At 46.7% G+C, this 12,452-nt stretch carries 13 protein-coding genes; all 13 read right to left on the bottom strand.

From position 1 onward, the window contains the following. Positions 1-634: 634 nt before the first annotated feature. The 13 genes from CXF70_RS02530 to CXF70_RS02470 all read right to left on the bottom strand — a co-directional run bounded on the left by CXF70_RS02530 (position 635) and on the right by CXF70_RS02470 (position 12,448). Positions 635-2,779: a (Fe-S)-binding protein gene (locus CXF70_RS02530; RefSeq protein ID WP_101801412.1), complete on the bottom strand. Its 2,145-nt coding sequence runs from the start codon at positions 2,777-2,779 to the stop codon at positions 635-637. A gap of 254 nt (positions 2,780-3,033) precedes the next feature. Beyond that, a complete protein-coding gene (locus tag CXF70_RS02525; RefSeq protein ID WP_199172777.1) occupies positions 3,034-3,717 on the bottom strand; it encodes an alpha-ribazole-5-phosphate synthase in 684 nt (227 codons plus the stop codon). Next, positions 3,707-4,192, bottom strand: coding sequence for an ECF transporter S component (locus tag CXF70_RS02520; RefSeq protein ID WP_101801411.1), 486 nt, complete (start codon positions 4,190-4,192; stop codon positions 3,707-3,709). Before CXF70_RS02520 ends, CXF70_RS02525 begins: the two co-directional genes overlap by 11 nt. A gap of 2 nt (positions 4,193-4,194) precedes the next feature. Then, complete coding sequence (locus tag CXF70_RS02515) at positions 4,195-4,785, bottom strand: cob(I)yrinic acid a,c-diamide adenosyltransferase (protein WP_101801410.1); 591 nt, start codon at positions 4,783-4,785, stop codon at positions 4,195-4,197. Continuing rightward, the gene (locus tag CXF70_RS02510; RefSeq protein WP_101801442.1) at positions 4,757-5,185 is read right to left on the bottom strand and encodes a bifunctional adenosylcobinamide kinase/adenosylcobinamide-phosphate guanylyltransferase; all 429 of its coding nucleotides are present in this window, start codon (positions 5,183-5,185) and stop codon (positions 4,757-4,759) included. The genes CXF70_RS02515 and CXF70_RS02510 overlap by 29 nt, the downstream gene beginning before the upstream one ends. Continuing rightward, a complete protein-coding gene (locus CXF70_RS02505) occupies positions 5,137-5,667 on the bottom strand; it encodes a histidine phosphatase family protein (RefSeq protein WP_233208523.1) in 531 nt (176 codons plus the stop codon). The genes CXF70_RS02510 and CXF70_RS02505 overlap by 49 nt, the downstream gene beginning before the upstream one ends. 26 nt (positions 5,668-5,693) lie before the next feature. Continuing rightward, positions 5,694-6,464: an adenosylcobinamide-GDP ribazoletransferase gene (gene cobS / locus CXF70_RS02500; protein ID WP_101801408.1), complete on the bottom strand. Its 771-nt coding sequence runs from the start codon at positions 6,462-6,464 to the stop codon at positions 5,694-5,696. 13 nt (positions 6,465-6,477) lie between these two features. Then, a complete protein-coding gene (locus tag CXF70_RS02495) occupies positions 6,478-7,026 on the bottom strand; it encodes a bifunctional adenosylcobinamide kinase/adenosylcobinamide-phosphate guanylyltransferase (protein ID WP_101801407.1) in 549 nt (182 codons plus the stop codon). Next, positions 7,008-8,087, bottom strand: coding sequence for a pyridoxal phosphate-dependent aminotransferase (locus CXF70_RS02490; protein ID WP_101801406.1), 1,080 nt, complete (start codon positions 8,085-8,087; stop codon positions 7,008-7,010). Before CXF70_RS02490 ends, CXF70_RS02495 begins: the two co-directional genes overlap by 19 nt. Then, positions 8,074-9,027 carry an adenosylcobinamide-phosphate synthase CbiB gene (cbiB, locus tag CXF70_RS02485; RefSeq protein ID WP_101801405.1) on the bottom strand — a complete coding sequence of 318 codons (954 nt, stop codon included), beginning with the start codon at positions 9,025-9,027 and terminating at the stop codon, positions 8,074-8,076. Before cbiB ends, CXF70_RS02490 begins: the two co-directional genes overlap by 14 nt. Beyond that, positions 9,024-10,484 carry an adenosylcobinamide amidohydrolase gene (locus CXF70_RS02480; protein ID WP_101801404.1) on the bottom strand — a complete coding sequence of 487 codons (1,461 nt, stop codon included), beginning with the start codon at positions 10,482-10,484 and terminating at the stop codon, positions 9,024-9,026. Before CXF70_RS02480 ends, cbiB begins: the two co-directional genes overlap by 4 nt. Beyond that, the gene (locus CXF70_RS02475) at positions 10,477-11,478 is read right to left on the bottom strand and encodes a FecCD family ABC transporter permease (protein ID WP_101801403.1); all 1,002 of its coding nucleotides are present in this window, start codon (positions 11,476-11,478) and stop codon (positions 10,477-10,479) included. The genes CXF70_RS02480 and CXF70_RS02475 overlap by 8 nt, the downstream gene beginning before the upstream one ends. Then, positions 11,471-12,448, bottom strand: a complete 978-nt coding sequence (locus tag CXF70_RS02470) for an ABC transporter substrate-binding protein (protein WP_101801402.1) — start codon at positions 12,446-12,448, stop codon at positions 11,471-11,473. The genes CXF70_RS02475 and CXF70_RS02470 overlap by 8 nt, the downstream gene beginning before the upstream one ends. Positions 12,449-12,452: the final 4 nt, after the last annotated feature.

Below are 12,452 nucleotides of genomic sequence, written 5' to 3'. Positions count from 1 at the left end.
TAAATTCTCCTCCCATGTTGTAAACGTTTTCAATTGAAATAAAAAAATAATGGATGTAGCTTATTTCCTGGAATCGACGATAAACCTTTGAAAAGCGACGATAAATGGTGAAAAATCGACGATAAACCTCTGAAAATCGACGATAAATATCCGAATCGCTGATAAACGGTTAAAAACCGCTGATAAACCCAAAAAAATCGCTGATAAATTTTTAAATGCCTCACTAGCTTCAGAGGGTTACCGTTTCTAGAACTAGTGACCGATAATACTTGCTCCTGCATCGTTCAGCTTCGCTTCACTAGCTTCAGAGAGTTACCGTTTCTAGAATTTGAGACCCATAATACTTGCTCCTGCATCACTGCGCTACGCTCCGTTGCTTCGTCGCAAACATTTCGGGCGAATGCAGTTCGCCCATTATCAGTTTATTACCGTTTCTAGAACTAGAGACCGCTAATACTTGCTCCTGCATCACTGTGCTACGCTCCGTTGCTTTGTCGCAAATCAAATCGCCGAATGATGTTCGGCCGTTTGGTTGACTGAACGCTCGCTCGACAAGTTCTCGTGAAAAAAGGGAGCTTTTACACTCCCTCCTCTTGTCTTTCATATTATAGAATTTTTCCGCTTTTAGCAATCTTTATTGAACAAGCTGTTCTTCCGGCATTTCAGTTTCTTTGCCGAAGATGGACATTTCAAGCAGTTCGGACACGTCATAAGTGCCTACTGTTTCTTCAACTTCTTTCGCTTTCGTTCCATCTGACAGCATTGTCAGGCAGTACGGACAGCCGGAAGAAATCATTGTTGGATTCACTTCGAGTGCCTGTTCGGTGCGGGCAACGTTGACGCGGTGTCCAGCGTCTTCTTCCATCCACATCAATCCGCCGCCGGCGCCACAGCACATTCCGTCCTGGCGGTTACGGACCATTTCAACCAGTTCGACGCCTTCGATCGATTTCAAGATCTCACGCGGTGCGTCGTAGACATCGTTGTAGCGGCCAAGATAGCAGGAATCATGGAACGTGATTTTTTCATGTACCGGGTATTGCGGTTTCAGCTTGCCTTGCTGCAATAGTTCAAACAGCATTTCGGTATGGTGGTAGACTTCAGCCTGGAAGCCGAAATCAGGATATTCGTTTTTGAAGATGTTGTATGCGTGCGGATCGATTGTAACGATTTTCTTGATGTCCGCTTTCTCGAACTCTTTGATGTTCGCTGTCGCAAGTTCCTGGAACAGGAATTCGTTGCCGAGACGACGCGGTGTATCTCCGGAGTTCTTTTCTTTATTGCCAAGAATCGCGAATTTCACTCCTGCTTGATTCATCAGACGGGCGAATGACAACGCAATTTTTTGAGAACGGCTGTCGAATGAACCCATTGAACCAACCCAGAACAGGAATTCGAATTCTTCGCCGGCTTTGTTCATTTCTTTTACAGTCGGGATATGAACGTCTTCACGCGCATCTCTCCAGTTTTCTTTATCTTTACGGTTAAGGCCCCATGGATTACCCTGCTTCTCGATGTTTGTCATCGCGCGCTGAGCGTCTTTATCCATTTTCCCTTCAGTCATGACAAGGTAACGGCGAAGGTCGATGATTTTGTCGACGTGCTCGTTCATAACCGGACATTGGTCTTCACAGTTACGGCAAGTTGTACATGCCCAGATTTCTTCTTCTGTGATAACGTCTCCGATAAGGCTTGGGCTGTAAAGATCATCGATGCTTACGCCTTCAGCACCAGCAGCCATTGCCAGCTGGTTTCCTTGCGTGTTGCTGAATGCCATTGCCGGCACCCAAGGTTTTTTCTGGGTCATCACTGCACCCGTGTTCGTCAAATTATCACGAAGTTTTGTAATCAGGTCCATCGGCGACAGCATTTTCCCTGTACCTGTTGCTGGACACATATTCGTGCATCGACCACATTCCACACATGCGTAGAAGTCGATCATCTGCCCCTGGTTGAAGTCTGTGATCTTTCCGACACCGAATGAAGGCATGGCGTCAGGATCATCTTCATCCGCTTCTTCCATCTCTTCAAAGTTGATCGGCTTCAAGCGGCCGACGTGATCAACGCGGTGGAACCAGGTGTTGACCGGTCCGAAGATCAAGTGAGCGTGTTTTGATTGTGGTACATAAACAAGGAATGTTAGCAGGAACAATAGATGTGCCCACCACATAATATAGAAGATTGTTGCAGCAGCTGTTTCAGGAAGGCCTGCGAAAACCATAGCGAATACAGATGCTACAGGCTCGGTCCAAGCTGTCGGGTGATCTTGCCAAACCATTCCGGCGCCATTGCCGACTAGGACTGTAACCATCAAACCGCCGATGAAAATCAGCACAAGACCGGATTTCCAGCCGCGTTTCAAGCGAACCAATTTTTCAATATAACGTCTGTAGAACGCCCACACGACGGCAACCAGAATTGTCAAAGTCACAATCTCCTGGAAAAACGTAAATGCTGGGTATAGCGGGCCCAACGGTAAATGTGATCCTGGCGATAAGCCTTTGATAATAAAATCGATAGCACTTGCCTGAACTAATAGGAATCCGTAGAAGAACATGACGTGAATTGCTCCACTTTTCTTATCCTTCAATAATTTCTTTTGACCAAATACATTGACCATGACTTTGCGGACACGTTCGTTGAAATTGTCCTCAAACTCCACTTTTTTCCCCAATTGGATATAGTCATAGCGTGACTTCAGCAAATAAACGAATAGGTAAACCGCGTATATCGTCACAGCCAGGAACAAAATCCAGTTTGCAATGAGCAATGGCTCCATTGGTACTCCCCCTTAAAAAATATATTCCAAAAAATCCTTATTCAAAGTTTACGTGAACTCCCATCGAATGTCGATGCTTAGTTCTATATTAAAATATGAATGAGCATTCAGTCAATAGTTCTATTGAAAGGGTTTTCATTCTATACATATTTAATTTCACTATTTTCTTCTTAATCTAATAAAATAAAACCCGTGGAGCAAGGCAAGAATTCCACCTTACACCACGGGTACAGTTTATATGTTCATGTCTCGTTTCATATCTTATCGAAATATACCGGGTAGACCGGTGACTCCAGAAAATCCATCACCGTTTTAGTGTTTTGAGGCATAGTGCCCAACAGCACCGATGTGGCCGGTCCACCAGATGCGAGTAAATCGGGCCCCTTTTCAAGCACTTTAATTGTCCTGTTGAGCATCAGATCCACTTCAGCAGCAATACCTTTTGAACCCACCGGCCAAATCCGATGGATGAGTTTCCGCTTCATCAAATCATTCAGCTTTTTCAGATCTGCTATTTTAGCGGGATTTTCCAGCACATCTTTTCCGGTTAGCGGCTCACCATAGACGACCCATTCAAGATTCGATTCCTCTCTTTCACCTTCCTGCCTGCCAATCATGGTCACAGCAAGAGCCGATTGCAAGGTTTGCATATTCGTTTCAGAACTGCCGGAAATTGATGGCTTGGGCAAACCGGCTTCATAAAACAGTTCTTCAATGCCGGCAACGTATGGTTCCCAGTGTTCCGCTCCACTGAAATTATGCAGTAAAACGGCCTGTGGTTCGCTGCCGGCTGCCCATTGTTCCAAAAGAGCCACCCGCGCTGCGAATTTCGCTGTAATAGGATCGGGTGCTTTAACTGCATCCAGACGTTTTTGACCAATTGCTGCTGAATTATCTGTGGTAATGACCATTCCGTTCAAAATGATTTCATGACGCATGGTTCGTTCTCCCGGCTTTTATGCGCAATAAATAGGGCATAGCAGCCGCTGCGGCAGCAGCATTCACTGTTGCTGCCAAAAGAAGTGCCGGTACCGTCGCGTAGAAGAAAGCGGGCGACATCAAAAAATAGAATGGCACAGCTGCTATGACGCCATTGAAAAAGATGAAGGCTAACCATTTTATCCGATCCATTTCTGCTGCATGCAATTTTGCAAACAGCCAGACGATCATGCCCATTTCAGCAGCTATCATGAGATGGAATGGGCCGAGTGGCATGCCTCCCAGAAATGCTGACATCATATGTCCGAAAATCGCAATCAACGCTGCAAGCGGTGCTGAAAAAAACAGCACCGCCAGCAATGCAGGCAACGAATCCAGCGCAATCGATGCAATGCCGAGCGGTATCTTAATCATGCCGCCTACTGCAGATAGACTGATGAATAAAGCTGCCAATGCCAATTTTCTAACACCCATTTTTATTCCCCCTGCTTTTTGGCGCGACCGCCGCCTTTGAAAACTTTTGCACTTCTGACATATTCATTATCCGGTACACCGTTGCGTGAATTGACTACACGCGCTGCCGCAAACAGATAATCCGATAAGCGGTTCAAATAGCGCTGCACCACTGTCGGGAATTCTTCGCCGGATTTCATCAACGTAACCGTCTGCCTCTCTGCACGACGCGTGATGGTACGTGCTATATGAAGAGTGGCAGCTGCCGGAGAACCTCCTGGCAGGATAAATCGTTCCAGTAAGGGTGGCTCATCCATCAAATCATCGATTCTTTGTTCCAGAACTTCAACCGGTGCTTCTGTCATTTTAAATTGAGGATTCGGTCGAACGTCGGCCAAATCACCGCCACAGTCAAAAAGTTCATTCTGGATGGCTTCGAGATCTGTCAGCAGGTCTTCGAATAATGATTTGTCCAATTCAGTCATGGCTTTCCCGATAAACGAATTCACTTCATCGATGGTTCCATACGCTTCGATGCGCGGAGCATCTTTATCTGCTCTTGCCCCGATCAGACTGGTTTGTCCCTTATCCCCTGTTTTCGTATAAATTTTCATCTTGATCCGCCCCTTTGATTGTTTGTGGAATGCCATACCAAATGCGGATGACACCTTTTGCTTCTTTGAAAAGGAATTGATAGATCCTGCCAATTACATCGCGCATTTGGCGCTCCAATGCATCCATCGGTACAATTCCCCTATTCATATCCGTGAGAATCCATATATAGTTTGAACTTGTGCTCCGAAGACAGATTTCATTGATTTGCTGCATGATCTGCACTTCCGATTTCTTTAAAAGCAATTGCTGCTCCACCCATTTTTCCAAGCCTGCAATGACTGCAGACTCTGCTGAAGTATCCGGCAGCGTTCCTTCACACCAGCAGTAATCGCCTACTGTCAGATTTTCTTTTACATATTGCCTTTTGCCGTTAAAGGCACCACCGAATATGATTTGCATATTCTTTCCTCCTCGAATGCTTGCCTGCTTTGCCAGGAAATTGAATGACAGTCTCCGTGGAATGCTTGTTGCTCACGAAAAGTTTCTTTTTTGGCACGCGCCAATAAATAACGGATCGGGCCGCCATGCATGATGATTGTAAATTCATTGCCTGCCGGAAGTTTGCTCAAAGCCTGAGAAATCCGCAGCTCAACCTGGTGAAGGCTTTCGCCGTCCGGAGGTGTCACTGAATAAGGATCATCAATCCACTTCCGGTAAAGCGGTTCACTTTTTAATTCTTCATAGGTTTTCATTTCCCATTCCCCGAAATTGCATTCGCGAAAGCCCGGGTCTGGCCGGTAGGCAGCGTTCGGAAAAAGGATGGAAGCGGTTTGGCGGCAACGCAGCAAATCACTTCCCCATATTTCTCCGTTTTTCAGCTGTGCCTCAGTTTCAAACGGTAAAACCGCTTCGTCTGTCCAGCCGATATACTTTTTTTCCAAATTTCCAGCCGTCGGCGCATGCCGAATTAAATGAAGAACAAAAGGAGTATCCATAGGAGCAGTTCCATCCCTTCGATATAGGTGCCGAACAAATCACCTGTGACGCCTCCAAAATGTTTCATGCACCAATTCCGATACCATAAAGAAGCAACTGTAAATGACAGTATTATCACAAGTGTCAATTGCCAGCCCACCAGCATTGCTGCGGCTGCCATAATCAGAACGAACCACAAGAAGCCCCAGCGTGCAATCTTCCGGTAGTCGGTTTTACTTTGGAAAAAAGCGGCGAGTCCAGAACTTTTGGCCGATTGTGTCGAACTGAAAATCAACAGGAGACCGATCCGGGAAATTGCGGGGATGAACAAAATCATCCATAGTGAGACTGTCAGTGCAGTTTCTGAAACGATGATCAGTTTCCCGGCAATCATTACGATGAGTGCCATAGCACCGAAAGCGCCAATGCGGGGATCGCCCATGATTTCCAGGCGCTTCTCTTTTTCCTTATAGGAGAAAAAGGCATCTGCCACATCAGCCAGCCCATCCATATGAAGTCCACCACTCAATGCCAGACTTAAAACCACCAGTATTAAAGCCAGCAGCAAAGATCCGCTTGAAGTCGTTTCCCTGATCAAAAGAGCTGTCATCGCCAAAATGCCGCCAAACAAAAGTCCGAGCATCGGCAAAAGGATATACATGGCGTTGAGCTGCGCTTTTTTCATCGGTAAATTCTTTTTCACTGGAAAAGTCGAGAAAAACTGCAAAGTCAGCAATAACCCTATCCCAATATGCTTTGCCATTGTCTCTCCCTCCTCATTTCCGCTTGAATGCCAGACCATTCTCCATCTCAAAAGCATGATCAGAGTGTTGCACCAGCCATAAGTGAATCGTTCCCAGCCACTTCATATAAAGCTCATCCCGGATAAAATCATCCAATACTTCGTTTGAAACAACAACCAGCAACTCTGCTTTATCATTCAACTCAGTTAAAGTCCGCTGAAGATGCGTCCACTTCGCCTCCATACATCCCGGCTGATCCGCGCACATATCGTTCTGTTCCCAACCATTATACAGCTCATTCGCCAGCCAGGTTGTCACACAGTCCCATAGGACCGCATCACCTTCGCCTATATTCAAAAGTGCCTCCTCAAAACGAATCGGCTGCTCGATTGTGTGCCAGCCATCCAGCTTCCGGTCTTCACGGTGGCGTTCTATGCGTTCTGCCATCTCACTGTCATTTGCCCGTCCGCTTGCAAGATATACTTTGCGGCCACAGGCGGAATTTCGGACCAGCATTTCTGCATAGGAACTTTTTCCGCTGCGCACGCCGCCGCTGATGAAGATCAGTTTTCCCTTAGCCATAAAACCATCTCCTTTCGAAGATTTTCCATAGCTTTTTCTGATTTCATGCCAACCCTGAACCATTGCCCATCCATCCCTTTAAACGAATAGGTGTGGCGTAAAACCATGCCTTTTTTCAGCATATCCCGAAAAAAATGATCAGGATTTTTGCCGCTCGGCAACTTGAATGTGAGAAAATTCACCGCTGCATCCGTAAAATGGCAGCCTTGCTCTTTTAGGAATGACGTCATTTTCTGCCGCTCTTTGTTTACTGACCGAATTACTTCCTTACGGTACTTCTCTTCCTGCAAACAGGAAGAACCGATTGTGGCAGACAGCGCATTCACGTTCCAATGGGCTGCCCCCGCGGCAAGCTGTTTGATCAATTCAGGCATTGCTAAAACGTACCCAAGCCTTAAGCCTGCAATGGCATACATCTTAGTCATCGAACGAACAATGATGACATGTGGATAGGCGGAAAGATGGTCAACGAAAGATGCCTCTTCCCCGATGAAGTCGATAAAAGCTTCATCCACAACCAATTCGCAGCCGGCTTCGGAACTAAGCCTGGCTATCTCCTTCATTTTCTCCGCTGACAATAAATTTCCAGTCGGGTTATGCGGATTGCATATGTACAATGCGGCGCAGTCAGTCAATTTGCCATTAAGGAATTCGACATCCAGCTGCCAATTATTCGCCTCAGTCAATTGAATCTCTTTTATGCTGGCATTTTCTGCTTCCAGTGTTTGCCGATATTCGGAGAACGCCGGTTCCACTAATGCCACCTGCTTTCCTCGATAGCGTCTGGCAAGCCATGTGAAAATTTCCGCTGCACCATTGGCAACAGCGACTTGGCTCTTTTCCACCTGATGAAATGCTGCAGCTGCTGTCCGGAACGGTTCAGCTTCTGGATCCGGATACTGATCTATCAGCGAAAAATAATTCTGCCAATTATTTTGGATGAAGGCTGGCGGTCCCAAGGGATGAATATTCTCACTGAAATCGATAAATGCTGCGGGTGGTTCTACACCAGCCTGCTGATAAAGACGGATTGGATTCGCTCCATGATTAGGTAAGGCCAAGCAAGATTCCTCCCAGAGAAAATAATATGAAAAAGGCCCATGTTGCAATTTGCATATGGGTGACCGCTTCTTTGATATGCAATGCTTCCAGTTTATGTATCGGTTCACCCATTACTGCCCTATATGATGAAACTCCATTATAGGAATTCACGCCGCCAAGCTGGATACCCATTTGAACGGCTGTCGCTGCTTCAAGCCACCCGCTGTTCGGACTGGGATGTTTGGGGGCGTCGGTGAACCAGAGCTTCAAACGCTCTCCTAATGTCATAGTTTGCCTGTTCTTCGTCACCAACAAGATTAACAATCCCGTTATCCTGCTGGGAATAAAGTTCAGCAGATCATCCAGCTTTGCAGAAGCAAAACCGAAGTGCTCAAATTTTTCATTTTTGTATCCCACCATGGAATCACATGTATTGACTGCTTTATATAGCCACAAGCCGGGCGCCCCGAGCAAAAAAGCCCAGAAAAGAGGAGCAGTAATACCGTCACTGGTATTTTCAGAAACAGTTTCCACCACTCCACGGGTAATTTCGCTTTCCTCGAGATGGTCAGTATCCCGGCCAACAATCCAGGACAATTTCTCACGTGCTATTTCTAAATCCTTGTTGATCAGCGGTTGATAAACTTCTTCAGCAGCGACTTTCAAGCTTTTTTGCGCCAAACCGGAAGCAATCAGCAACGCTTCCACCGCTATCCCACTGAATGGGTGGACAGAATACGCACATGCCACAATGCCGAAAACTACCAAAAAAACAAGGGACATCAAAGAACCGGTCAAAATGAAGCCATTCCGGAAAGCCTGCCGCCCTTTGTTCAATTTCTTTTCCATCAGCATAATGTATCGGCCGATCCACCTCACAGGATGTGGCCATCCAGGCGGATCACCTATCAGCCGATCCAGCAACAAACCGATGCCGATCGCTAAAATATGGAAAGTCATCTCCTTTTAGCCTCCCGATATAGTTTGATGCCTTCAACAGTGCATTCGAAAACACCCAGTCCGATCAATTTTCCGACTTCTGTGACAGGACCGGCATAAGGCAGCTGTTCCCCTTGCTGCGTTGCGGCCACTAAGCAGCTGTCCGTTGAAGTTCCGGTTGCAATCGTGCCTGTCAGCGGATCTAATACTTGTTCATGCTGCAGCGCCTTCGTCTTTGCTTCAGTCGCAGTGATCATAGCCTGGATAAAGGCTTCTTCGGATAATATGCCATTGACCATGATCCACGTATTGATCGTGCCGACTTGCATTGTCCGCTCCACTGCTTTTGAAACGTCGACACCATTGCCGACACCTGCTGTAACCGCAATGATTATGGTCCCGAACGGCCCTTCATATTCTTTTACGATCGCATGCTCGGTCTGCACAGCCGTCATCATCCCGATAGTATCCGTCGACTTGATGCCCTTCTGTTCAATATATGATTTCATCTCTTCCACACTGTCATCAACATTATAATTGGCGTCAACATGGCGATTCATGAAATTCCGATACCAGCCGGAACCTGGATTGACAACCGCAGAAGACACTGTTTTCAATGGAACTTTGCTTCTATATAAGACTCTTTCAGCAGTAATGGAAAAATCTTCAGCCTTTATATTATTAATTTCTGTCTTTCTTTTTACATTCGGCAATAAAGTGATTTGCGGTTTCGGCAACTCAGGATGCGGATGATTAATGACCCTTGTCTGATAAACTGCTTCTATGTCCTGTTCCCGGATCACCTCGTGAGGCTCACCGATCTGGAAAACTTCCCCTTTGTCCAAAAGCAGGAGTTGGTCGCAATACATAGCCGCTAAATTGATGTCGTGAAAAATCGACACGACGGTCAGATCTTTCTCGATTGCCTGTTTTTTTATTGTATCGAGCAATTCCTTCTGATGATTGATATCCAGATGGTTGGTCGGTTCATCCAGCAAGAGGATCGAAGCATTTTGGGCTAATGCCTGCGCAACGAAGACCCGTTGCTGTTCCCCACCTGATAATTGATCAATCTGTGTTTTTTCGTAATGCAAGATATCCATCAGGCGCATAGCTTCGACCACTGCATCTTCATCTTCAGTTGACCATGACGAGAACCAGCCTTGTTGATGTGGATATCTGCCAAGCGATACGGTTTCACGGACTGTATGTGAAAATGCATGCACGTGGAGCTGGGGGAGCACGGCCATCTCCCTTGCCAGTTCTTTGGCAGGATAATCACCTATTTTTCTGCCGCTTATCTTCACTGATCCAACGTTAGCTGGCAATACTCCGCTGATTAGCTTCATCAACGTCGATTTACCGCTTCCATTAGGACCGAGAATTCCGAGCATAGCCCCCTTCTCAACTCTAAAGCTGACATCAGAAATAATATTTTTTTCTCCGTAGCCACCTGACAGGTTAGTAATTTCAAGCATTTGAAGTTCCTCCTTTACGCTGGCGGAAAAAAATGAAAGCAAATACTGGAGCCCCGATAAAAGCTGTTATAACGCCGATCGGCAACTCTGTCGGCGAAATGATCGTTCTTGCTGCAAGATCACAAACGATCAATAAAGCTGCACCATTCATGAACGACAATGGCAGAAGATGACGATAGTCCGAACCCCATACCAGCCGGGTCATATGCGGAACCACCAGTCCCACGAACCCGATGGTGCCGGACACTGCAACAGCTGCACCCGTTAAGACCGACCCACCAATCAATATAGCCAGTTTCCTTTTTTTCACATCCACACCCAAGTGTTGGGCTCTTTCTTCACCAAAAAGCATTGCGTTCAATTCCCGCCGGTTCAACCAGAGCACAAAAGAACCGATGATAATGAAAGGCAGCGCCATCTGGACATACGGCCAGCCGCGCATCGATACACTGCCGAGAAGCCAACCGATAATTTGCCGAAGTTCCTCTCCTGTCAAAGCGATCATGAGAGAAATGAGCGATCCAAGAAAAGAACTGAAGATGATGCCTGTTAAGATCACAGTTTCCATTTTCATCGACCGATCGACCAATTTTGCAAAACCCATCACCAGAAACATTGTCATTAATGCACCAGCCATGCTCATGACCGGCAAAGTGAACGACCCGAGAAAAGGGAGCGAAATGCCGAAAAAAAGTGTCATCACGGCGCCAACAGAGGCACCGGAAGACACTCCCAAAGTGTAAGGATCAGCCAACGGATTTTTCAGGAGACCCTGGAATGCCGCACCGGCAATGGCAAGTGCTGCTCCTACAAGTCCTGCCAGAACCACACGTGGCATACGGATATTCCAAAGGATATTGGCTGCCGCCGCATCCGATGCCGGATTCCATAATACGACAGGTGAAATCGTCACAGTGCCGATCGTTACACCCAGCACGATCGCTCCGCCCAACAGCAGCAGGGAAACGATATATGCCAGTAAATTTTTACTCACTGAAAACCTCCGGATAAACTGAGCGTGCGAGCTCCAGCAGACCTTCAGTCAAGCGTGGACCTGAACGTGTCACTGCATCTGAATCGATACTGTAAACCGCATCTTCCTCAACTGCTGTCACTTCAGCAAAACCGCTCCGCGATTTGATGGCTTCTTCTGCATTTTCAATATAACCGCCTTCTGTCGTCACGATGACATCCGGATCGGCTGCTACTATAGCTTCCGGATCCATGCTGACCCAGCCTTCTTGATCGCCGGCTACATTCTCGGCATTGATAAGTTCAAGCATTTCGTGCATGAATGTACCGGAACCGGTTGTATAGATTTCCGGATCACTGCCCACTTCCACAAACACAGATTTGCTTTCTTCTACATTGCTTGCCTGCTCTGAAATTTCTTCAACCTGCACTTCCATTTCTTCTACAAGTGCATTGGCTTCTTCTGTAGATCCGGTAGCCTGGCCAATAACTGTGATCGTATCATAAACTTCTTCAAAGCTTTCAGCGTTATCAACAACAAATACAGTGAGGCCTGCATCAGTCAATTGCTGAAGACCTTCTGTTCCCATACCCAGACCAGACTCGTGAGCCAGTACAAGATCCGGTTCAAGGCTGATGATTTTTTCAACGTTAAATTCCTGACCGCCTATTTTTTCCACGTCCGCCGTTTCTTCCGGGTAGTTATCAAAATCGGATACACCCACAATTTTTTCGCCCAATCCCAGTTCATAGGCAATTTCAGTGTTGGAAGGAATCATAGAAACGATTGCCTGCGGCTCTTCTTCAATGACGACTTCTTCACCCATGGCATCCACGAGGGTCACCGGAAATTCCGCTTCCGCAACTTCCTCAGGCGGTTCGGCCGGTGTTTCGATTTCCTGTTCTTCATTCGCCGCGTCTTCTCCGCCGCAACCTGCGAGCAGCATTGCTGCGAATCCTGCACTCATACCGAATTTCCAAAATTTCTTCATGTTG

This window comes from Planomicrobium sp. MB-3u-38, from assembly GCF_002836425.1.
GTDB lineage: Bacteria > Bacillota > Bacilli > Bacillales_A > Planococcaceae > Planococcus > Planococcus okeanokoites.
This window is presented reverse-complemented; position numbering and strand designations above follow the sequence as displayed.